This window comes from Brachybacterium avium (assembly GCF_002216795.1).
In the GTDB taxonomy this organism is placed as follows: Bacteria; Actinomycetota; Actinomycetes; order Actinomycetales; family Dermabacteraceae; genus Brachybacterium; species Brachybacterium avium.
The window spans coordinates 1,105,755-1,127,495 of sequence record NZ_CP022316.1; the positions used below are offsets into that span (position 1 = coordinate 1,105,755).

Sequence of the window (21,741 nt, forward strand, 5' to 3'; positions counted from 1 at the left end):
CAGTGGCCGCAGGCAGCGCGAGAGTCGCGTGGCTCAGGCACCTGCCGGTGGCGCCGATCCGTGCGATCGTGTCGGATACGACGCATCGAGGCAGAACCCGGAAGCGATGAACCCGTGAGATGGGTATGCTCTTCGTCGGGCAGTTCGCTGCCCAGGGCCCCCATCGTCTAGAGGCCCAGGACACCGGCCTTTCACGCCGGCGACACGGGTTCGAATCCCGTTGGGGGTACTCGCTCTGGTCGCGACGAACGCGCGACGACCAGGCGATTCGGAAGTGCGAGACGGCTCACAGCAAAAGTGGTGCTGAGCCGCGAGAACGTCCGGTAGAGTTGTTCAGGTCGAAGCGAGCAGGTGAAGCGCTCCGGCATGCAAGGCCCTGTAGCTCAGTTGGTTAGAGTGCCGCCCTGTCACGGCGGAGGTCGCCGGTTCAAGCCCGGTCAGGGTCGCCCTGAGAGAAGGCCCCGGAACATGGTTCCGGGGCCTTCTTCGTTGCCCGACCCCATGGCACCCGTTGGGGCCCTCGAGCACCCGTCTGGGACCTGGAGTGCAGGTTGGGGTTCTGGAGTGCCCGTCGGGGTCGGAGTGCCGTCGGGACCCGTCTCACATCACGAGGCCGACGCACCCGGTCCCATCGCCTCTACGCTCGAGGGATGAGCACCACCCTGCACAACCACCGCATCCGCCTCGCCGCCCGTCCCCACGGCGAGCCCGTCTCCGATGACTTCCGGCACGACGTCGTCGAGGTCCCCTCCCCCGCACCCGGCCAGTTGCTGCTGCGCACCCGCTACCTGTCCCTGGATCCGTACGTGCGCGGCCGCATGAGTGCGGCGAAGTCCTACGCCGCGCCGATGGAGGTCGGCGACGTGATCGAGGGCGGCACCGTGTCCGAGGTCGTCGAGTCCGCGGCCGACGGCTTCTCCCCGGTGACACCGTCCTGTCCTACGGCGGCTGGCAGGAGTACAGCCTGGAGCCCGCGGACCGCCTGCGACGCCTGGACCCGTCGGCCGCACCCGTGACCACCGCCCTCGGGGTGCTCGGGATGCCCGGCTTCACCGCCTATGCGGGACTGCTCGCTATCGGGAAGCCGCAGCCCGGGGAGACCGTCGCCGTCGCCGCCGCGACCGGCCCGGTCGGCTCCGCCGTGGGCCAGATCGCGAAGCTCCACGGCGCGCGCGCCATCGGCATCGCCGGCGGCGAGCGGAAGGTCGCCCATCTGCACGAGCTCGGCTTCGACGCCGCACTCGACCACCGCGCCGCGGATCTGCCCGGACGCCTCGCAGACGCCGCACCGGACGGCCTCGACGTGTACTTCGAGAACGTGGGCGGTGCCGTCTGGCAGGCCGTGCTGCCCCAGCTGAACGAGTTCGCACGGGTGCCGGTATGCGGATTGGCCGCGCACTACAACGCGACCTCGCTGCCGGAGGGCCCCGACCGCAGCGCACAGCTGATGCAGTCCGTGCTCTCCAAGAGCCTCACCCTGCGCGGCTTCATCCAGCGCGAGTTCGTCCCCACCATGTTCGAGGACTTCCTGCGGGACATGACCGGCTGGGTCACCTCCGGGCAGGTGCAGTACACCGAGGACATCACCGAGGGCCTGGACCGGGCACCGGAGGCCTTCGTCGGCATGCTGCACGGGCGCAACTTCGGCAAGACGCTCGTGCGGGTCTCCTGAGCAGGTTCCCAGATCCGAGCCCACGGCCCGCCTGAGGCGCGGGCCGTGGCATGCCTCTCACCCGGGGCGCCGGGTTGGGAGCAGTGCGCGAGGGCTGTTAACCTTGACCTCGGTCGCTCTCAGCGACCACGGCTCTGTAGCTCAGTTGGTAGAGCGTTCGACTGAAAATCGAAAGGTCACCGGATCGACGCCGGTCGGAGCCACCACCACGAAGCCCCCTGGTCCGCCAGGGGGCTTCGTCATTCCCGGAACCCGGTCCAGGTCCTCAGTTCCCGCTCCTTTCCACTCCCGTCCCCGTAGGCTGTCGATCGGACCTGTCCGGGCCGGTGCCCGGGCACTGAGACCCCTGGAGGACGATGATGTCTGCCGAGAACCCGGACCTCGAGATCGCGCAGGCGGCGACCTTGCGACCCATCAGCGAGATCGCCGAGACGGCAGGAGTGCCCGTGGAGGCCCTGGTCCCCTACGGCTCGTACAAGGCCAAGATCGACGTGCGCAGGATGGCGCCGACGGGCAGGACGGGCCGGCTCGTGCTGGTCTCGGCGATGTCGCCCACGCCGGCCGGCGAGGGCAAGTCGACCACCACCGTCGGCCTGGCCGATGCGTTCACCCTGCAGGGCCATCGCACGATGGTGGCGCTGCGCGAGCCCGCGCTGGGCCCGATCATGGGCATCAAGGGTGGTGCGACCGGCGGCGGCCACGCCCAGGTGGTGCCGATGGAGGACATCAACCTCCACTTCACCGGCGACTTCCACGCCATCCAGATCGCGAACAACACCCTGGCCGCCCTGGTCGACAACCACATCCACCAGGGCAATGCGCTGAACATCGACCCGCGCCGGATCCAGTGGAAGCGGGTCGTGGACGTCAACGACCGGGCGCTGCGCAAGATCACCATCGGCCTCGGCGGACCCACCCAGGGCGTGCCCCGCGAGGACGGCTTCGACATCGTCGTCGCCTCCGAGATCATGGCGGTGCTGTGCCTGGCCTCCGACCTGCAGGATCTGCAGGCCCGTATCGATCGCATCGTCGTGGGCTTCACCTACGACCGCAAACCCGTCAGCGTCGCCGATCTCGGCGTGGGCGGGGCCGTGACCATGCTGCTCAAGGACGCGCTGCTGCCGAACCTGGTCCAGACCCTCGGCGGGACACCGGCCCTCGTGCACGGCGGCCCCTTCGCCAACATCGCCCACGGCTGCAACTCGCTCTCCGCGACCCAGCTCGCCCTCTCGCTGGCGGACATCACGGTCACCGAGGCCGGTTTCGGCTCCGATCTGGGGGCGGAGAAGTTCCTGGACATCAAGGCCCGCCTGGGCGGCCTCTCCCCCGATGCCGGCGTGATGGTCGCGACGGTGCGCGCGCTGAAGATGCACGGCGGGGTCGCCAAGAGCGACCTGGCCACGGAGGACGTCGATGCCGCCGTGGCCGGCACCGCGAACCTCGCCCGGCATGTGGAGAACATGCGGAAGTTCGGGATCGAGCCGGTGATCGCGCTGAACCGCTTCCCCACCGACACCGAGGCGGAGATCGAGGCGGTGCTGGGCTGGGCGCGGGAGCAGGGCTTCCGGGCCGCGCTCTCGGAGGTGTGGGCGAAGGGCGGCGAGGGCGGTCTGGCGGTCGCCGAGCAGGTGCTCGCCGCGATCGAGCAGGACGAGCCCGATTTCCATCATCTCTATGACCCGGCCGCCGGGATCGAGGAGACGCTGCGCACCCTGGCCCGCGAGATCTACGGGGCCGACGACGTCGTCTTCGAGGACCGCGCCCCGGCCCAGCTGCGGATGCTCAGGCGCAACGGCTGGGACACCCTGCCCGTCTGCGTGGCCAAGACCCAGTACTCCTTCTCCGACGATCCGACGGCGCTGGGCGCCCCCACCGGGCACGTGCTGCACGTGCGGGACCTGGTGCCGAAGATCGGTGCCGGGTTCGTGGTCGCCCTCACCGGGACGATCATGACGATGCCCGGCCTGCCGAAGGAACCGGCGGCGCTGCGCATGGGCGTCACCGAGGGCGGGGAGGCCATCGGCCTGTTCTGAATGGGTCAGCGGCAGGGATCGTCACGGGGCAGCGGCAGGGATCGTGGGGCCGCGGCAGGGATCGTCAGGATCCGAACCACTTCCGCGCAGATCGTGGAACGGATCCTGACAATCCCCCGACCGGCCGCCGCACCGGGCCGTCGGACCGCGCCGCCGGACCCCCGACCCGGCCGCCGGACCGGACCCCCGACCGGGCCGCGATACCGCGCGACCGGTCCACCGGACCGGGCTGCGGGCCGGACCTGCGGGGCCGGACCGGGCTGCGGGGCCGGACCTGCGGGGCCGGACCTGCGGCTCAGAGCCGGGAGCGGCGCTCGGCGACCTCCTCGGCCTCGCGCTCGGTCTCGTCCTCGAGGTCGATGTCGATGATGTCCTCGTCCTCGATCTCGGCGGCGCCGCCCTCGGGCTCCTCCCAGTTCGGATCGGTCAGCGGCTCCATCCGCACGGTGACCACGTTCTCCGGGAAGCGGTCCTGGCGGCCGTCGGCCATGCCCAGGTGGTCATCGCCCTCCTCGTCGAGGAAGCCGTCCTCGTCATCGTCGTCGTCCCCGGTGCCCGCCAGTCGGGGGCTGAGCTCGTCGATCGCGTAGTCGCCGCCGCGCACGAAGCCGCGACGGAAGGCGGCGCGCCCCACCATCACGCTGGCCACCGGCACCGTGAGCATCTGCGCGAGCAGGACCACCAGCAGGAAGGCCGCCAGGGACCAGGACCGCGCCGCCAGCGAGGCCCCGGCGAAGACCAGGATCAGGCCCAGCACCTGCGGCTTGGACGCGGCGTGGATGCGCATCAGCACGCCGTCGAAACGGTTCAGGCCGATGGACGCGACGACGCCCAGCAGGAGGCCGCCGCCGATCAGCACGACGGAGATGATCTCGATGATCGTCATCGCTCCCCCTCCGTCGGTTCCTCGGGCCACCGGGGCGGTCCCTCGATCCCGAAGCCGCTCGGGTCCGGCTCCCCGGGTCGTTCCGGATCCTCGGGCGGATCCGCCGCGCCCCAGAGATCCTCCTGCGGGGGCGGCGCCGAGTGGTCATCGGGCCCGTCCTCCGGGATCGGGCCCGTGGCCGGATCGGGGTGTATCGCCTCATGCGGGGCGGTCTCGGTGGCCGGTTCCGCGGCGTAGTGGCTCTGGATCCCCTGCCGGGAGTCCTCCCGGGCGACGAAGCGGGCGAAGGTGACGGTGCCGATGAAGGCCAGTCCCGTCAGGCCCAGCATCGCCGGGCCCGCCCAGGCCGTGCCGGTCTGTGCCACGTACAGCGCCATGCCCATCACCACCAGGGTGACCAGGGAGTCGCTCGCCAGCGCTCGGTCCAAGATGGTGGGGCCGACGATCATCCGGTAGACGACGCCCAGCGCGGCCGCGGCGAGGATGACGGCGAAGACCATCAGCACGAGCTCGAAGGTGCTCATCGCAGACCCGCCTCCTCCAGGACCTCGCGCCGCCCGAAGGCCCACAGCAGCCGTTCCTCCTGCGCGCGCACGTCCGCGCGGGCCTTCTCCACGGCCTCGTGCGTGCCGGCGTTGAAGGTGTGCAGGAACAGCGTGCCGGTCGCGCGCTGGGCCTCCACCACCACGGATCCGGGGATCAGGGTGCACAGCACCCCGGTGAAGGTGAGGAAGAAGTCGGAGCGCGAGGCCATGGTCACCGCGATCACGGAGCTGGGCGGCTGCGGGCCGGGACGCAGCGCGAAGTACCCGACCTGGATGGCGGAGACCGCGCAGTCGGCGAGGAAGCGCAGCGCGAAGCGGGTGAAGCGCAGCGGCCGCAGGGTCAGCTCGTGACCGGTGGGCGGCATCGGGAACAGGACGAACACCCCCACGGCGACGACCAGCCCGCCGAGCACGTTCTTGAGATCGATCCCGTCCCACAGCAGGCACCACAGCGCCACCGAGAGGATCATCCACAGCCAGGAGCGGCGCAGGTCCCTGAGGCGTCGCACGATCATTGCTCGACCTCCTGTCCCTCGCCGTCGAGCCGATGGCCCGCATCGTCGATCCGGTACTCCAGATCCTCGGCTGCCTCATCTCCCAGGACCGCGCTGACGTACGGGACCCGCTCCAGCACCGAGCTCGCCGCCGAGTCCGCGTAGGTCATCAGCGGGCCGGCCAGCACGGTCAGCGCCAAGGAGAACACGATCATCGCAGCGGTCGCCCCACCCATCATCCTCGGCAGCGGGACATCGCGGGCGATGATCTCCTCGCTCGGCTCCTGCCAGAAGGCGCGGTTCCAGATCTTCGCGATCGCGTACAGGGTCAGCAGGCTGGTCAGGACGCTGATGCCGATGAGGATCCAGCCGGAGGTGCGGTCGTAGGAGATGCCGGCCTCGATCAGGCCCACCTTGCCGATGAAGCCGGAGAACGGCGGGATCCCGGCGAGGTTCATGGCCGGGATGAAGAACAGCACCGCGATCATGGGCGCGAGCTTCTGCAGCCCGCCGAGCTTGATCAGGTTGGTGGTGCCTCCGCGATGCTCGATCAGGCCGGCGGCCAGGAACAGCGTGGACTGCACGGTGATGTGGTGGGCGACATAGTAGATGGTCGCGGCCATGCCCATCTGGGTGGTCATCCCGATGCCGAACAGCATGTAGCCCATGTGGGAGACCAGGGTGAAGGACAGCACGCGCTTGAGGTCCGTCTGCGCGACCGCGCCGAAGATGCCGATGATCAGGCTCAGCGCCGCCGCCACCAGCAGCAGGGTCGAGGTCTGCGAGGCGGGGAACAGCAGGGTCTCCAAGCGCAGGATCGCGTAGATGCCGACCTTGGTCAGCAGGCCCGCGAACACGGCGGTCACGGGGGCCGGCGCCGTCGGATAGGAGTCCGGCAGCCAGGCGCTCAGCGGGAAGATCGCCGCCTTGATCGCGAAGGCCACCAGCAGCATCAGCTCCAGGATCATCCGGGTGCCGGAGTCGAGCCCGTCCAGCCGCACGGCCATCTCCGCCAGGTTCACGGTGCCGACGGCGGAGTACACCGCGGCCACCGCGGCCAGGAAGATCACCGAGCTCAGCAACGAGACGATCACGTACGTGGTCGCGGCACGGACCCGGCTGGCGGAGCCGCCGAGGGTCAGCAGCACGTAGCTGGCCGCCAGCAGCACCTCGAAGCCGACATAGAGGTTGAACAGGTCCCCGGCGAGGAAGGCCATCGACACCCCGGCCACCAGCGCGAGATAGGTGGGGTGGTAGATCGCCACCGGCGTCCGTTCGATGTTCTCGCTGACGGTCTGCGCGCTGGAGTACACCAGCACCGCAAGGGTGACGACGCTCGAGACCAGCAGCATCAGCGCCGTCAGCCGGTCGGCGACCAGCACGATGCCCAGCTGCGGGGTCCAGTTGCCGATCTGGAGGACCAGCACCCCGTGCTGGATGACGTGGTAGCCCAGCACGATGGCGACGGTGACGATCGCGAGCAGGGTGAGGATCGCGATCCAGAGCTGGATCCTGGCGTAGTGGCGCAGCAGCAGCGTGAAGGCCGCGCCACCCAGCGGCAGCATCACCGGCAGGGCGAGCAGGAGCTCGATGCTCATCCCTCACCTCGCTCTTCGGGGTGCTGGTCGTCGGTCTCGGGGCGGCGGCGCCCGCCGCGCGGAGGCAGCGGCTCGTATCCCTCGTCGGCCTCCGTGGCATCCTGCGGGACGTCCTCGGCGCTGGTGAGGTCCGAGCCCAGCGGGTCCTCGTCCTCCCGCCGGAACATCCCCTGGGACTGGGCCAGCGCACCGCGCCGCGACTCCTCGGAGAGCGCCTGCGACCAGGGCAGGGGCTCGGCGTCCTCGGTCCGTCGGCGGCGCCGCCGCAGCACCCGGCGGTCCTCGACGTCGTCGGGGACCTCGTCGTGGCCGAAGAGCTGCCAGGCCCGATAGGCCAGAGCCACGCCGAATGCGGTGATGCCCAGCGAGATCACGATCGCGGTGAGCACCATCGCGAAGGGCAGCGGGTCGGTCATCTGCTCGGGCTCGGCGCTGCCCTCGAAGGGGGGCAGTCCGGGTTTGCCGGCCGCGATGATGAACAGCAGGTTCACGCCGTTGCCCAGCAGCACGAAGCCCAGCACGATCCGGGACAGGGTGCGCTCGAGCACGAGGTAGACGCCGCAGGCCACCAGCACCCCGGCGGTCAGCAGCAGGGCGAGGCTAACGGGCATCGGTCTCGGCCTCCTGCTGCTGGTCGATCTGCGAGCCGAGGGAGCGCAGGAAGTCGAGCATCACGCCGAGCACGACCAGGTAGACGCCGATGTCGAAGAGGAGGGCGCTGGGGAAGTGCAGCTCCCCAGCAGCGGCACCTGCACGACCGGGGTCGCGGTGGAGAAGACGCTGCCGCCCAGCAGCAGCGGCAGCACGCCGGACAGGACCGCGATCGCCAATCCGGCACCGAGGACGAACCCGGCCTGCACGGGCGCCGCCTCGCTCAGCTCGTAGCGACCGCCGGCGATATAGCGCAGCGCCAGCGCGAGGCCGGCCACCAGGCCGCCCGAGAAGCCGCCGCCGGGCTGGTTGTGCCCGGCCATCAGCAGGTAGATCGAGAACATCATCATCATCGGGAAGGCGATGCGGGTGATGACCTCGAGGACCACCATGCGCCGCTCCGGCGCGAGGGTCAGCCCGGCCGACAGCCAGGTGCGCCAGCGGTTTCCGCCGGCGACGTCGTCGGGGCGGGCGTCGAAGTCCAGCGCGTTCTGCGGCAGCTCCGAGCCGACGCGGCGACGCCAGATGGAGGTCTTGGAATCCAGGTCGCGCACCCGGGCGATCGGACGCTCACGACGGGTGACGAAGACCAGCGAGGCCACGCCCGTGGCCACCACCAGAAGCACGGCGATCTCGCCCATGGTGTCCCAGACACGGGCATCGACCAGCGTCACGTTGACGACGTTGTGGCCGCCGCCGATGGTGTACGCCTTCTCGATGAGTCCCGGCCCGAGCGCCGCGCGGTAGCGGGCATCCGCCGCGTACAGCGTCCCGCCGCACAGCACCACCGCGGTCGCGATCGCGATCCCCCACCGACCCCAGGCCCCGATCCGCAGCGGCCGACGGGAGAAGTGCAGCGGCAGGCGCCGCATCACCAGCACCAGCACCACCGTCATCGCGGTCTCCACCAGCACCTGGGTGATGGCGACGTCCGGAGCGCCGGCGATCAGGAACAGCAGCGCCACGCAGTAGCCGGTGACGGTGATGAGGAAGACCGCACGCAGCCGCCGACGGGAGCGGGCGGCGCCGAGCGCGGCCAGCGCCGCCACCGGCAGCACGATCAGCTCGATCGGATGCTGGAAGAGCACCAGGTTCTGCGGCGGCGAGGTCTGGGTCAGCGCCACCGGGGTGACCAGCGCGATCAGCACCACCAGCATCGTGCCCAGGGTGTACGGCAGGGAGCCCCGCTGGAACAGCGTGGTCGCCACGATCGACAGGGCGTCGGTCCCGCGCAGGATCCGGCGGAAGCCGCGCTCGGCGTCGAAGGCCTCGAGGAGGCGGCCGTTCGCCCAAGACTGCGGGGAGAGCTTCTTCTGCAGCCTCGCGACGGGGCGCGCGAGCGTGCTCGTCACGATGCCGAGCCCGAGGGTGACCCCGGTGGCCAGCAGCGGGATCCCGAGATGCGGGATCACGGCGAGATGCACCTCGGCCTCGCTCGCCGGCAGCATCGAGGAGTAGGCGCGCAGGGTCCGCTCCAGCGGCCCGGCGGCCAGGACCAGGGCGACCGAGAACAGCGCCACCGCCGCTGGAGGCAGCCAGTAGAGCACCGCGATCCGGGCCGGCTGGACCCGCGGTGCTCCCGGGGCGGGGCCGACGGCGCCGTGGACGAACCGCCAGGAGTAGGCGACGGTGAGGATCGAGCCCGCGATCAGGGCGAGCAGCAGCAGTCGCTGCCATCCTCCGGCAGTCCACAGCGCGGTGTAGATCGCTTCCTTGGCGACGAAGCCGTACAGCGGGGGGACCGCCGCCATCGAGGCCGCCGAGAGGATGCCGATCACAGCGACGATCGGCGCAGCCCGTCCCACTCCGGACAGCACTCGCAGGTCACGGGTGCCGAACTTCTTGTCGATGATGCCGACGACCATGAACAGGGGTGCCTTGAACACCGCATGCGCGATCAGCATCGCCAGGGCCACCATCACCGCGTCGTGCGTGGCCACCGCCGCCACGGCGGTGAGGAAGCCCAGCTGGGAGACGGTGCCATAGGCCAGCAGCAGCTTGATGTCCGTCTGTCGCAGGGCGCGCCAGCCGCCCACCAGCATGGTCGCCGCCCCGACGGCCGCCAGGACGATCGTGACCGCCTCGAGGTGGGTCAGCGCAGGAGCGAGGCGCAGGATCAGGTAGACACCGGCCTTCACCATCGCCGCGGCGTGCAGATAGGCGGAGACCGGGGTGGGGGCCGCCATCGCCCCGGGGAGCCAGAAATGGGTCGGCACCAGGGCGGACTTGCTCGTCGCCCCCACCAGGATCAGCGCCATCGCCGTGATCAGGTACGGCCCCGCCTGCTCCCACATCGGATCCGCGACGATCACCGAGAGCCGCATCGATCCCGCCGGCACGGCGACCATCAGCAGACCCACCAGCATCGCCAGGCCACCCGCAGTGGTGGAGATCAGGGCGTTCAGCGCCGCACGGCGGGAGGCCTGCCGGTCCTGGTAGTGGCCCACCAGGAGGTAGGAGAAGATGGTGGTGAGCTCCCAGAACGTGTAGAGCATCATCACGTCGTCGGCCAGCACCAGGCCCACCATCGTCCCGGCGAAGGCCGTCAGCAGCCCTGCGAACCGGCCCAGCCCGGGCTCGGTGTCCTTGAAGTACCTCGCGCAGTACGCCAGCACGACGGCCCCGATGCCGGTGGCGATCAGCGCCAGCACCCAGCTCAGCGTGTCCAGGCGGAACGCCAGGTCGATGCCGAAGGCGGGGATCCAGCTGACGGAGATCTCGCGCGGCGACCCGGCGAGCGCCTGCGGATCCAGGGTCGCCAGCCAGAGGGCCGAGGCGCCGGGCACCAGCGCCAGCGGGTAGAAGGCGTTGCGGCCGAACCTCCGCACCAGGAGGGGTCCCACGAGCGCCGCCACCACATGGGCGAGCAGCATCGTGAGCACAGAGGTCTCCGTCCGGGCGGGAGGGAAAGGGCCGGTGTCATCGTACGGGAGGCGGGCTCGGCGATCCTGCAAAGAGGCGCAGGGATCCCGGCGGATCCCGGACTCCCCCGCCCCTGGCCCCCATGCTCCGTAGAGTGTGCTCATGCCCAGCCTCCCGGAGCCGGCAGCGAGCACCTCCGCTGCCCGTCCCACGCGCCCGCCCGTCATCCCCTTCGCCCTCTGGGACGGGGGGATGTCGGCTTTCAGCTCGGTGATCCTCACCTTCGTGTTCGCGACCTATGTCGCCAGCGCCGTCGCCTCCGAGGGTGCGGTCGGGGACGAGGCGATCAAGGCCGCGCAGGACCACGGCTCGCAGGTGCTCACCACCTGGCAGGCGATCGGCGCGGTGGCGATCGCCCTGCTGGCGCCGCTGCTGGGGAACCTCGCCGACCGCGGCGGTGCCCGCAACGCGCTGCTGCGGATCACCACCGTGGCCACCGTGGTCGTCATCGCGCTGATGCCCCTGGTGGCGCTGGATGCGGACTACCTGGTGCTCGGGGCGGTGCTGATCGCGCTGGCCGTCGTGTTCAGCGAGCTCGCCGGGGTGTTCGTGAACTCGGTGCTCCCGGAGATCTCCACCCCGGACAACCGCGGCCGGATCTCCGGCACCGCATGGGCGGTCGGCTACTGGGGCTCGATCGTCTGCCTGGCCATGGTGCTGGTGCTGTTCGTGATGCCCGGCACCGGGCTGCTCGGCATCACCGGGGAGTCCGGCTGGAACTACCGGGCGATCCCGCTGTTCGTGGCGCTGTGGATCCTGGTCGGGACGATGCCGCTGATGCTGAAGGCGCCCAAGCACGCCGCCACCGCTCCCGGGGAGCGCTGGACCCCCTGGCAGGGCTATGCGCTCATCGTGCGGCGCGTGATCCGGGCCTTCCGCGAGGAACCGATCATGCTGCAGTACCTGGTGGCCTCGGCGATCTACCGCGACGGGCTGGGGGCGGTCTTCTCCATCGCCGGGGTGCTGGCCGCCAACGCGTACGGCTTCTCCACCGTCCAGATCATCATCTTCGGCATCGCCGCGAATCTGGTCGCCGGGTTCGGGGTGTTCCTCGGCGGCAAGGTCGACGACCGCTTCGGCCCCCGCCTCGTGATCATCATCGGCTGCGCCGGGATCATCGTGCTCGGCCTGGTGGTGCTGCTGCTGGCCTCGACCCTGGTGTTCTGGATCGCCGGCCTGTCGATATGCCTGTTCGTCGGCCCCGTGCAGTCCGCCTCCCGCAACCTGCTCACCCGGCTCTCGGAGCCGGGCCGGGAGACCGAGAACTTCGGCCTCTACGCCACCACCGGGCGGGCGCTGGGCTTCCTGGGCACCGCGGCCTTCGCCGCGACCGTCGCGATCGCAGGTGACACCCGCACCGGGATCCTCGGGATCGTGCTGGTGATCGCGATCGGGCTGATCGCCTTCCTGCCGATCCGGCTCGGCACTGCCGGGAGGGCGTCGGTCGCCGCCTGAGCGCGGCCGGGGAGCCGGGCGCCACCTGAGCCCCGGTGGGCGGGCCCGGTCGCAGCCGAGCCGGGGTCCGCCGGCAGCGCGCTGCCGGCGCCGTCGCGCGGACGGGCGCTCCCGGAGGTGGTATCAGGCGAGGTCGGCCGGATCCACCAGGAAGCCCTCGAGGTCCACGACATAGCCGCCGACGGTCTCCGCGAGCAGCCCGGCGATCATCCCGATCCGCCGGTAGACGAGCTGCCAGCGGTCCGCGGTCTCCGGCTCCGGGGCCTCGACCGCGTCCTCCTCGGGGTCGGCAGTGAGGTGCACCAGTTCGTAGTCGACCGCATCCTCGAGCCAGCCGACGGCCTGCAGGGCCGCGGGGCGGGAGCTGCGACCCACCCGCAGCGAGATCTCCTCCCCCTCCGGCAGCGGGATGGAGACGCTGTACCCGGTGCGCGGCGTATCCGCGGGGACCTCGTCGAGCTCGGCCTCCGGCTCCAGCGGGCCCAGCAGCTCGGCGAGCGACTCCGGGGCCAGCGCATGCGGGCTGACCACCGTCAGATCCCGGATGTGGAAGGGGTTCGGCTCGAGGCGGGCACCGCTGTCGGTGACCACGGCGCCGTAGAGCCGACGCCCCAGCGACCAGGCGAGGTCCAGGCCTGCTCGTTCGGGGCCGAAGGGGATCCCCTCGGGGAAGGCGCGCCCGTAGCCGTGGGAGTCGCCCATCCCCTCCGGCAGCGGATCCTCCCGGACCCGCGGGGTGTCCAGGGTCCAGCGACCGACGCCGCGCGGCGAGCTGTCCGGCAACAGTCGCAGCCCGTCCCCCAGCTCGATCGCCCCGTCTGCGCCCTGGACCGCCGCCGGCCGCAGGTTGCGCACCATCGTCAGCACGGCGGCGGGATCGGTGTCCCGCGGCAGCTGGAGCCGGTGGCTGGTACGGGACGTCTCGACGGTCGACGGGCTGATCGGGGCTGTCACTGCTGCTCCTCCACAGGGATGCGGGTGCGATGGAAGTTCTGGGCCGAGCGCGAGGGGGTCGGCCCGCGCTGGCCGAGGTAGCGGTTGAGGTTCCCGGCGCTGCCGTAGGGCCGATCGGCCGGGCTCGAGAGCCGGAAGAAGCACAGCTGCCCGATCTTCATCCCCGGCCACAGCGCGACCGGCAGGGTCGCCATGTTCGACAGCTCCAGGGTGATGTGCCCCTGGAAACCGGGATCGATGAACCCGGCCGTGGAGTGGGTCAGCAGGCCCAGACGGCCCAGCGAGCTCTTGCCCTCCAAGCGGGCGGCCACGTCATCGGGCAGGGTGATCTGCTCATAGGTGGAGGCGAGCACGAATTCGCCCGGATGGAGCATGTAGGCCTCGTCCGGGTCCACCGCCACCTCGCGGGTGAGGTCGGGCTGCTCGATCGACGGATCGATCAGCGCATGCTTGTGATTGTCGAAGAGGCGGAAGAAGCGGTCGATCCGCACGTCGACGGAGGCGGGTTGGACCATCTCGTCCTCGAAGGGGTCCAGCCGCACCCGTCCGGCCTCGATCTCGGTCCGGATGTCATGATCGCTGAGCAGCACGGCGACCAGACTAGCCGCCTCCCGCCGGGAAGGTCGATCCGTCCCATCATCGCGCTGCGCCGAGCCCGCCCGGGACCGCGCACCTCAGCACGGTTCGCACAGCACCGCCCTCTCGGGGTATGCTTATCCGCGTTGCTCCAACGGCGGCGGCCCACAGGGTCGCAGTGCTGATCGGACAGCTTTTCGCGGGTGTAGTTCAATGGTAGAACTTCAGCTTCCCAAGCTGATAGCGCGGGTTCGATTCCCGTCACCCGCTCTCTGTGGTGTCTCAGGACATCGTTCGCGGATGTCTTGGGACATTGTTCGCGAGGAGAAGGCCCCGGTGAGTGTTCACCGGGGTCTTTTTCGTTGTGGTTGGTACCCGCGGTCGGGGTCGATGGTGTGTTCGGCGAGTAGTTCTCCGGTGGCGAGGTCGATGACCATCGTGTCGGGGCCCTGGCGGATGATGCGGACTCTCAGTCCGGCGTGGGCGCGGCCGATGCCGAGGTGGCGCATCGTGCCGGCGTAGCGCAGGGAGACTTTGCCGTGGGTGTCGACTCTGTCGGTGCGCACGGAGTAGTCCCTCTGGCGGGTTCCTCCCACGGAGGCCTTCGGCGTGAGTCGGGGTCGAGGGCCTCGACGCCACCTTTGCGGTAGCGGGCCACGAGGATCTGTACCCAGCGCGGGGAGACGTGGAACTTCTGTGCGGCTTCGCTGGTGCTCATGCCCGCCTCGATGACGCTGAGCACTATCGCTGTGTTCTTCGACATGCTCCATCGTGCGAATGATGACGCGAGACACCAGCCCTCTACTACGGCCGATCATGACGACGCCGAGGTGCGAACGATGACGCGAGACAGGGGCGAACTATGTCTTGAGATCACACACCGTCACCCGCTCTCTGGAACGCCGGCCCTGCGGGGCCGGCGTTCTTCATTCCCGGCCGGGTCGCCGACTCAGGCACGGATCCCCCGCCAAGGTTATGTCGGTCTTCGCAGAAGTGTAAGAATGCGGCATGCCCAAGATCATCGGAGGATCCCTCGAGGAGCATCGCCAGCGCACTCGGGAGAAGATCTTCGCCGCGCTCGCCGACCTGCTCGAGACCCAGGAGTTCGAGACGGTGACGTTCTCGCGGATCGCCACCGCGGCCGGCGTGGGCCGCACCGCGATGTACAACCACTTCCCGGACCGCGAGAGCCTCCTGGTCGAGTACGCGATCCATGAGACCACGGACTACATCGCCCAGCTGCGGGCCGGGGTCAGCGACTCCGCCACCCCCCGCGATGCCGCGATCGCGTACGTCCACACCCAGCTCGACCTCAATGTCTCCTTCCACGTCCCGCAGACCTCCGGCGGCGCGACACTGTCCCCGGAGACCGCGGCGCGCATGCGCGATCACGTAGTGCTGATCGAGGACGTGCTGCGCACCATCGTCACCGACGGGGTCGCGTCCGGGGACTTCGCCGCCGACCTGGATGTGGACGCCACGGTACGGATCATCAACGGCCTGCTGGTGGGCTCCTCCGCCAAGCGGTACTCCCGCACCGCCCTCGAGGCCTTCGTGCTGCGGGGCCTCGGCACCGGCAGCTGACGCCCCGGGTGATCAGCCCTCGTCGCCGCGGCGCTGCTTCCGCGCCCGACGCTTCGCGGACTTGGCGGGCTTGGCGGGCTTGGTCGCCACCGGCACCTGCTCGATGTGCTCGTCGTCGGGCTCCCAGTCCATCGCCTCGAGGTCACCGGCCGACTCCTCCGCCGCACGGCTGAACAGCGGCGAGGCGATCTCCCCCTCGCCGTCCTCGAGATCGACCTCGGGCGCCGTCGCCGCGATCACCCAGCAGGCCATCATGATGACCAGGGCGATCACCGCGATGCCCCAGCGCAGGAAGGGGCTGGTGTCGTCGGTGTTCATGCCGACCACAGCGCTGACGGACAGCGCCGTCAGCATGCTCGAGGTCAGCAGCAGCGGCAGCGCCACAGAGCCGATCGTCGAGCGCAGCACCCCGGTCAGCACGGTGCCGCCGAGCGCACCGGAGTGGCCCCAGGATCCGCGCCCGCCGTAGCGGCCGGAGCCGATCACCGCCGCCGCGTTCTCGAGGGTGGAGCCCGCGCCGAGGGTCCACAGGCCCAGGCCGGCAGCGGTCAGCACCATGCCGAGCAGCAGTCCGGGCAGGGCGCCCGGCCCCAGCCCGAAACCGGCCACGACCGGCATCAGCAGTGCCACCACCACGGGGGTGACCGAGGCGCGGCGCACCATTTCGGTGAGATCGACCAGGTCGGCGTGGGCCCGCCCCTCCAGCAGGGAGGCGCGCGTCTCGACGACGGCGTTCGCGCCCAGGCGGCGGGCGCCGTCCAGCAGCGAGGAGGTCACCAGCAGCACGGTCAGCACGCCCAGACCCGCTCCGGCCAGCATGGTGAGCGAGCTCGGGGTGATGGCATGCAGGGCACGGTCCTCCCACACGCTCCCGGCCCGCGGCGCCAGCTGCAGAGCGCTGACCACCGGGCCCAGCGCGCCCAGTGCGGTGAGCGCCCCGGCCAGCAGCAGCGCGGCCCGGGGGCCGGTGGCGGCACCGGCAGCGGCGCCCTGCAGCGCCGGCTCGGCATCGGGCCGGTCGGCGAAGGTGCTCGCCAGCAGGGCACCGGCATGTGCCGCCACCACGATCAGCGCACCGAGCCCGGCATGGGTGAGGAGGGCGAGCGCCAGTCCCGGCACCCCGGCCGAGAGCACCGAGATCACCAGGGCGATCAGCACCAGCAGCGCCACCGCCCCGGCAGCGGTCAGTGCGGTGGACCCCAGACCGGCGATGATGCCGAGCGCACCGCCGGTGCGGCTGGTGCGCGCGGTCCGCAGCACGGCCCCGCCGAGCCGATGACCCGTGCCGTTCAGCAGCATCACGACGGCCAGGGCGGCCAGGACCCCCAGGCCCAGCGCCACCGCGACCACGACGTTCGGGGTGATCGAGTACAGACCCATCAGGTCCAGGAAGGCGCTGGCGTACTGGGACTCGTCGGTCGCGGAGACCCACTGCCCCATATCGGTCAGCGCCTGCTCGATCTGCGGCTCGAGCTGTTCGCGCGGGGTCGGGGTGCCGCCGGTGATCGCCGGATCGGTGAAGTTCTCCAGCCCCACGTCCTCGAAGCGCAGGTCCTTGTACCGGGAGGGGATCCACAGGGCGGCGGCGGCGATGGCACCGGCCCCGCCGAGCACTGCGGGATCAGCCCGCCCAGGCGCAGGGCGCCGCGCTCGTGGCCGGGGGTGCCCAGGTGCGGCACCACGGCGGCTGCGGCCGCGGCGAGCATCGCCGCACCGAGTCCCAGGAGCACGACGATGAACCCCTCGGCGGCCAGGACGGGCACGCCCAGCAGCACGCCGACGCCGGCGGCGGCGGTCGCCACGGCGACCAGGTCCGCGCTCAGGGCCCCGCCGCGCGACGCCATCCGAGTGCTGCGCAGATGCGGGCCGCCCAGGTTCGCCGGATCCTCGGCGTCCAGCTCGTGCTCATCGCTGCCGACCAGGAGCGTGGCGGCGGCGGCCGCGGTGTCCACCGGTGCGGCGCAGATCCGGATCGCCAGCGCCGAGATCGCCGCGCCGCCGGCCAGGGCGATCAGCGCCGGCCCGGCCGCGGTCTGCAGGAACCACACGATGATGACCGTGGGCAGCAGCGCGAGGGCGAGCGCGCCGGTGACCGTCAGCGCCCCCAGCCGGGAGATCATCGCCGGGCGCCTCTCGGCGTCCAGCCCCAGGGCCGCCAGCTGCACGGCGATCCCCCGCCAGGCGGCGAGCGGGCCCAGCGCGATGCCCACCAGCAGCATGCCCGACCGCAGCAGGCGGTCATCGGTGCTGCCCGGGGCGAGATACAGCAGCACCGCCAGCGGCAGGCCCACCCACAGCATGATCGAGCCGGCGGAGAGCAGCTGCCCGCCGAGCCGGCGACCCAGACCCTCGTCGAGCTCCTCGCTGTCCTCGTCGCGCCGCAGCCGACTGGGGACGACGGCTCCGGCGACCAGCGCCGCCAGGGCGAGGACGCCGAGCGTGAGCAGGGTCCAGGCGAGATCGTCGCCCAGAGGGAATTGCGAGATCAGATCCACGTGAGAGCTTCCGACGACGGGGCTCGGCGGACCGAGCGTGGTGACAGACCGGAGCGCGGCTCCGGCGGCCGAGGATAATCGAGCAGGATGACCGCTGCGGTCACCGACTCAGTCCAGCAGCGAGAGATCGAGATGAGCGGGGGCGCCCTGGACGACCCGGATCGGCACGCCCCAGTCCTGCTGATGCATGTGGCAGGCAGGGAACTCGATGGTGGGGTCCGCGTCGCAGGAGGCGGCGCGGGCGCTGACATGCAGCACCCCCTCGAGGTAGGCGGGATCCAGCTCTAGCGTCCGTTCCAGTGCGGTGTCGACCCCGGCGCCGGAGGTCAGCATCGAGGTCGGCGTGGTCGAGATGGTCACCTGGGTCGAGGGGCCCAGCGAATCGTCGAGCTTGTGCCCGGCCGGCGGGGTGAACAGCACCCGCACGGTGAGCGGACCGGGACCGACCTCGGTGACCGGCCGCTCGGAGCGCTGAGCGCCCTTGTCGATCATGCGCTCAGCGGCCTTGGCGACCGGGACCCACGTGATGCGATGCAGGCCTGACTCGACGACGATCAGCTGGCCGATGCCGTCGACCGGCGGGCCGACGATCGCGTCCGAGGGCTCATCGAGGTCGGTGGCGACGGTGACCACATGCGCCTCACCGGGTCCCGCCTCCGCCTCGGCCCCACCGGCATCGCCGGGTCCCGCCAGCGAGACCACGCCGTCGAGGGCGGTGATGCCGCCGGTCGCGGTGCCTGCCCCGTCGGTCGCGGGCTCCTCGAGGATGCGGATCGCCCCGTTGTAGGTGTCGCTGACGGCGATCCGGCCGTCCGGCAGCGCGGTGACGGCCAGGGGGTGCTGCAGGCGGGCGATCGCCGCAGGTCCGTCCACATGCCCGAAGTCGAACAGCCCCTCACCCACCAGGGTGCTCACCTGCATGGTGCGCGGGTCCAGCACGCGCACGGCCGAGGTCTCGGAGTCGGCGACGACGATGCGACCGTCGGGCAGCTCGTCCAGGCCGGAGGGCTGCGCCCACCAGGAGGTGACGGCGGGGCCGTCGACCAGTCCCTCCTGGGTGGTGCCGGCCAGCACCATGATCGCCCCGGTGACCGGGTCGAAGGTCCACAGCTGGTGGATGCCGGCCATCGCGATCACCGCTCGGTCCAGCACATGCGACCAGGTCAGGTCCCACGGAGTGGACAGTGCATAGGTGCGGGCATCGCCTTCGCCGCGCGGCAGCGGCTCGCCCTGCATCCACTGGGAGCCCGAGCCGGCGACGGTGCTCACCTCGGTCGCGGTCCGCGAGCGCAGCCACCGGTCCTGGCCCACCTTCACCGCGCGGAGGCGATGATTCGCGGTGTCGGCGACCAGCAGGTCGTACCCGACCTCGTCGGCGACCTCGGTCGGCAGTGCGAGCACACCGTTCGGCTCGGCGAACTGCGCGGTCCCCTCGTCGCCGTCGGCGTGCCCGCGCTCCCCCGTGCCGATGACCGCGTCGACGGTCGAACCGTCGTTCTGGAAGACGACCAGCCGGTGCTGGCCGGCATCGGAGACGACCAGCCGGCCGTCCGGCAGCAGCGTGAGCTTCGAGGGGTAGCGGAGGGTCTGCGGGGTGCGCTCGGGAAGCACCGTGGGCGCCGGCCCGCGCCGCAGGGAGCCGTCGGCCTCCGCCTCGGCGACGAGCTGGGCGACCAGCTGGTCGAGATTCGCGGCATGGCCCTCACCGGAGAGGTTGCCGGCGATGCGGCCGTGGCTGTCCAGCACCATCAGGGTGGGCCAGGCGCGTGCGCCGTACTCGCTCCAGGTCAGCAGGTCCGGATCGTCGATCACCGGATGGGTGACCTCGTACCGCTCGATGTTCGCCGCCAGCGCCTCCGGGTCCTTCTCGAACTCGAACTTCGGGGAATGGACGCCGATCACCACCAGCTCATCGGCCCACTTCTCCTCGAGGGGACGCAGCTCGTCGAGCACGTGCAGGCAATTCACGCAGCAGAAGGTCCAGAAATCGAGCAGCACGATCTTCCCGCGCAGCGTCTCCAGATCGAGCTCGGTGCCACCGGTGTTCAGCCAGCCACGGCCGCGCAATGCGGAGCCATGAGCACGAGCTGTCAGGGGCGTGGACGGGTCCGGCGTTGTGCTCATGGGGTCCAGTGAACACCGGATCGACGCCGCAGGGCCAACTTCCCACCCCTGACGGGCTTCCCCACGGACCTCATGTGAGCCAGCCGACCCGCGCCACGGGCGACATCGTCGCGGCGGTCACGGCCTCGGCTCAGCCCCGTCGCCCTCGGCCGACGGGACTGCACGGCTCCGGGGAGCTGCGCGGAGGGTGCCGTCACCAGAGGGTGATCCAGGCCCGCAGCTCGGGATCGGTGAGCGCGGTCAGGGCGAGATCGGCCGGCGGTGCCGGATGCCCACCGGTGGGGACGGCGATCAGCCGCAGCCCCGCCTCCCGGGCTGCTCGTGCGCCGGTCCCGGAATCCTCGAAGGCGAGCACCCGGGAGGGCTCGGCACCGAGAGCGCGGGCGGCCGCGGCGTACATGTCCGGGGCCGGCTTCGGACGCTCGACGGTGTCGGACGCCTCCAGCACTGTGAAATGGTCCCGCAGCCCGCCGAGGCGCAGCTTGTCCTCCAGCGAGTCCAGCCAGGAGTTCGAGGCGCAAGCCAGCGGCACCTTGGACCCGGCCAGCTGCAGGATCTCGGCGGCGCCGGGCAGGGTGCGGATGCCGGCCGCGAGCTCGCGGTCGAACTCACGGTGGAGGTCTTCACGCACCGCCTGCTCGGCATGGCCCGCACGCCGGGCGATCAGCTCCGAGGCGACCTCGATGGTCGAGCCGTGCAGCAGCGCCTGGTCCCCGTCCTGGAGCACGGCGCCGTGGGCGGCGACCACGCGGTCCTCGGTGAGCTGCCAGATGGACTCGGTGTCCAGCAGCAGCCCGTCGCAGTCGAAGACGACCGCCTGCGGGGTCCAGTCGCCGAAGGCTGCGGCGAAGCGGGCAGGGATCTCGGCCGCAACCGCCCTGGACGGGGTGCCCGCGCTCATCGGCGCGGCTCCCAGGCGGAGATCCACCGGGCGAGCACGGGATCGTCGAGAGAGGTGAGGCGGCGCGGAGCACAGGGCTCCTGCCCGGGGATCGACGGCACGGCGATCAGCTGCAGTCCGGCCGCCCGGGCAGCGTCGGCGCCCGTCTCGGAGTCCTCGAATCCGAGGCAGTCTGTCGGGTCCGCACCGAGCTCTCGCGCAGCGGCCAGGTACATATCGGGGGCGGGCTTCGCCTCGGCGACGTCCTCGATCGCGATCGAGACATCGACCAGCTCGGTGAGCTCGAGGGTCTCGAGCTTGGTGTCCAGCATGTCCCGTGGGGAGTTGGAGGCCACCGCCACCGGTCGGACCGCGGCGATGGATCGCAGGGTCTCCAGTGCGCCGGGCAGCGGGGTGAGGCCCTCGCCGATATGCCCGCGATGCTCGGCGAGCAGCTCCGCGCCCACCTGGTGGGGGTCCTTGCCGACAGCCTCAGCGATGGCGAGGACCACCAGGTCCGCGGCCCGGCCGGTGATCTGGCGCCGGGTCACCGGGTCCAGGGCGGCGCCGTGCCGGGCGAGGTACTCCTCCTGCAGCGCCACCCACTGGCCCTCGGTGTCCACCAGCAGACCGTCGCAGTCGAAGATCACCGCGGCCGGGGACCAGCGCGGTGGCCACTGGTCCAACGGGGAGACGGGCGGAGCAACAGGATCGGAGGTCATGCGGCCCAGGATATCGGCCCTCCCCTGCACACCCGCTGTCCCCCTGTCACTGGTCCCGCAACACTCCTGCGCACGGCGCAGCGTCGCCGCCACGCACGATGACCCAGCGGTATCCAGTCTCAGCTGTCGCTTCGGACCCGCGATGGCGAC

20 protein-coding genes and 4 tRNA genes are annotated in these 21,741 nt (G+C 71.1%); 9 read left to right on the forward strand and 15 right to left on the reverse strand.

Going from position 1 to position 21,741, the window contains the following annotated elements; translation table 11 throughout:
- Positions 1-156 precede the first annotated feature (156 nt).
- The 6 genes from CFK39_RS05090 (at position 157) to CFK39_RS05110 (ending at position 3,705) form a co-directional block, all read left to right on the forward strand.
- A tRNA-Glu gene (locus tag CFK39_RS05090) sits at positions 157-229 on the forward strand.
- A 143-nt stretch (positions 230-372) separates the two neighbouring features.
- Positions 373-446 (forward strand) — tRNA-Asp (locus CFK39_RS05095).
- 204 nt (positions 447-650) lie between these two features.
- The gene (locus CFK39_RS17275; protein WP_338027702.1) at positions 651-1,016 is read left to right on the forward strand and encodes a hypothetical protein; all 366 of its coding nucleotides are present in this window, start codon (positions 651-653) and stop codon (positions 1,014-1,016) included.
- Positions 1,013-1,672: a zinc-binding dehydrogenase gene (locus CFK39_RS17280; RefSeq protein ID WP_338027703.1), complete on the forward strand. Its 660-nt coding sequence runs from the start codon at positions 1,013-1,015 to the stop codon at positions 1,670-1,672. Before CFK39_RS17275 ends, CFK39_RS17280 begins: the two co-directional genes overlap by 4 nt.
- Positions 1,673-1,802: 130 nt before the next feature.
- Positions 1,803-1,878 (forward strand) — tRNA-Phe (locus CFK39_RS05105).
- A gap of 153 nt (positions 1,879-2,031) precedes the next feature.
- Positions 2,032-3,705, forward strand: a complete 1,674-nt coding sequence (locus tag CFK39_RS05110) for a formate--tetrahydrofolate ligase (RefSeq protein WP_089064551.1) — start codon at positions 2,032-2,034, stop codon at positions 3,703-3,705.
- 295 nt (positions 3,706-4,000) lie between these two features.
- Here CFK39_RS05110 and CFK39_RS05115 read toward each other — a convergent pair whose 3' ends face one another.
- From CFK39_RS05115 to CFK39_RS05140, 6 genes are read right to left on the reverse strand one after another with little or no spacing between them, the layout of a single operon-like run.
- Positions 4,001-4,591 (reverse strand): cation:proton antiporter, encoded by a 591-nt coding sequence (locus CFK39_RS05115; RefSeq protein ID WP_089064552.1) that lies wholly within the window; start codon positions 4,589-4,591, stop codon positions 4,001-4,003.
- Complete coding sequence (locus CFK39_RS05120; protein WP_089064553.1) at positions 4,588-5,115, reverse strand: MrpF/PhaF family protein; 528 nt, start codon at positions 5,113-5,115, stop codon at positions 4,588-4,590. Before CFK39_RS05120 ends, CFK39_RS05115 begins: the two co-directional genes overlap by 4 nt.
- Complete coding sequence (locus CFK39_RS05125; protein ID WP_089064554.1) at positions 5,112-5,651, reverse strand: Na+/H+ antiporter subunit E; 540 nt, start codon at positions 5,649-5,651, stop codon at positions 5,112-5,114. Before CFK39_RS05125 ends, CFK39_RS05120 begins: the two co-directional genes overlap by 4 nt.
- Positions 5,648-7,228, reverse strand: coding sequence for a Na+/H+ antiporter subunit D (locus CFK39_RS05130; protein ID WP_089064555.1), 1,581 nt, complete (start codon positions 7,226-7,228; stop codon positions 5,648-5,650). Before CFK39_RS05130 ends, CFK39_RS05125 begins: the two co-directional genes overlap by 4 nt.
- A complete protein-coding gene (locus tag CFK39_RS05135) occupies positions 7,225-7,839 on the reverse strand; it encodes a Na(+)/H(+) antiporter subunit C (RefSeq protein WP_245822924.1) in 615 nt (204 codons plus the stop codon). The genes CFK39_RS05130 and CFK39_RS05135 overlap by 4 nt, the downstream gene beginning before the upstream one ends.
- Positions 7,840-7,899: 60 nt before the next feature.
- A complete protein-coding gene (locus CFK39_RS05140; RefSeq protein ID WP_245822993.1) occupies positions 7,900-10,752 on the reverse strand; it encodes a Na+/H+ antiporter subunit A in 2,853 nt (950 codons plus the stop codon).
- Between the two features lie 151 nt (positions 10,753-10,903).
- Here CFK39_RS05140 and CFK39_RS05145 point away from each other — a divergent pair, with 151 nt between their 5' ends.
- On the forward strand, positions 10,904-12,256 hold the full coding sequence (locus CFK39_RS05145) for an MFS transporter (RefSeq protein WP_089064556.1): 1,353 nt from the start codon (positions 10,904-10,906) through the stop codon (positions 12,254-12,256).
- A gap of 123 nt (positions 12,257-12,379) precedes the next feature.
- Here CFK39_RS05145 and CFK39_RS05150 read toward each other — a convergent pair whose 3' ends face one another.
- Complete coding sequence (locus CFK39_RS05150) at positions 12,380-13,210, reverse strand: hypothetical protein (protein WP_089064557.1); 831 nt, start codon at positions 13,208-13,210, stop codon at positions 12,380-12,382.
- Positions 13,207-13,800 carry a dCTP deaminase gene (gene dcd, locus CFK39_RS05155; RefSeq protein ID WP_089064558.1) on the reverse strand — a complete coding sequence of 198 codons (594 nt, stop codon included), beginning with the start codon at positions 13,798-13,800 and terminating at the stop codon, positions 13,207-13,209. The genes CFK39_RS05150 and dcd overlap by 4 nt, the downstream gene beginning before the upstream one ends.
- 185 nt (positions 13,801-13,985) lie before the next feature.
- Here dcd and CFK39_RS05160 point away from each other — a divergent pair.
- A tRNA-Gly gene (locus CFK39_RS05160) sits at positions 13,986-14,056 on the forward strand.
- Between the two features lie 74 nt (positions 14,057-14,130).
- Here the strand turns inward: CFK39_RS05160 and CFK39_RS16415 are convergent.
- Together CFK39_RS16415 and CFK39_RS17430 are read right to left on the reverse strand one after the other, a co-directional pair.
- Positions 14,131-14,352 carry a hypothetical protein gene (locus tag CFK39_RS16415; RefSeq protein ID WP_172805626.1) on the reverse strand — a complete coding sequence of 74 codons (222 nt, stop codon included), beginning with the start codon at positions 14,350-14,352 and terminating at the stop codon, positions 14,131-14,133.
- On the reverse strand, positions 14,256-14,549 hold the full coding sequence (locus CFK39_RS17430; protein ID WP_089064559.1) for a helix-turn-helix domain-containing protein: 294 nt from the start codon (positions 14,547-14,549) through the stop codon (positions 14,256-14,258). Before CFK39_RS17430 ends, CFK39_RS16415 begins: the two co-directional genes overlap by 97 nt.
- A 245-nt stretch (positions 14,550-14,794) precedes the next feature.
- Between CFK39_RS17430 and CFK39_RS05170 the strand changes: the two genes are divergently transcribed.
- Positions 14,795-15,370: a TetR/AcrR family transcriptional regulator gene (locus CFK39_RS05170; RefSeq protein ID WP_089064560.1), complete on the forward strand. Its 576-nt coding sequence runs from the start codon at positions 14,795-14,797 to the stop codon at positions 15,368-15,370.
- 12 nt (positions 15,371-15,382) lie between these two features.
- Here CFK39_RS05170 and CFK39_RS16720 read toward each other — a convergent pair whose 3' ends face one another.
- The 5 genes from CFK39_RS16720 to CFK39_RS05190 all read right to left on the reverse strand — a co-directional run bounded on the left by CFK39_RS16720 (position 15,383) and on the right by CFK39_RS05190 (position 21,591).
- Positions 15,383-16,810 (reverse strand): sodium/proton-translocating pyrophosphatase, encoded by a 1,428-nt coding sequence (locus tag CFK39_RS16720; RefSeq protein WP_338027714.1) that lies wholly within the window; start codon positions 16,808-16,810, stop codon positions 15,383-15,385.
- 5 nt (positions 16,811-16,815) lie between these two features.
- Positions 16,816-17,865, reverse strand: coding sequence for a hypothetical protein (locus CFK39_RS16725; RefSeq protein ID WP_245822925.1), 1,050 nt, complete (start codon positions 17,863-17,865; stop codon positions 16,816-16,818).
- 108 nt (positions 17,866-17,973) lie between these two features.
- A complete protein-coding gene (locus CFK39_RS05180; RefSeq protein WP_089064561.1) occupies positions 17,974-19,989 on the reverse strand; it encodes an NHL domain-containing thioredoxin family protein in 2,016 nt (671 codons plus the stop codon).
- A gap of 193 nt (positions 19,990-20,182) precedes the next feature.
- On the reverse strand, positions 20,183-20,890 hold the full coding sequence (locus tag CFK39_RS05185) for an HAD family hydrolase (protein ID WP_089066295.1): 708 nt from the start codon (positions 20,888-20,890) through the stop codon (positions 20,183-20,185).
- Positions 20,887-21,591: an HAD family hydrolase gene (locus tag CFK39_RS05190; RefSeq protein WP_157697072.1), complete on the reverse strand. Its 705-nt coding sequence runs from the start codon at positions 21,589-21,591 to the stop codon at positions 20,887-20,889. Before CFK39_RS05190 ends, CFK39_RS05185 begins: the two co-directional genes overlap by 4 nt.
- Between the last annotated feature and the right edge of the window lie 150 nt (positions 21,592-21,741).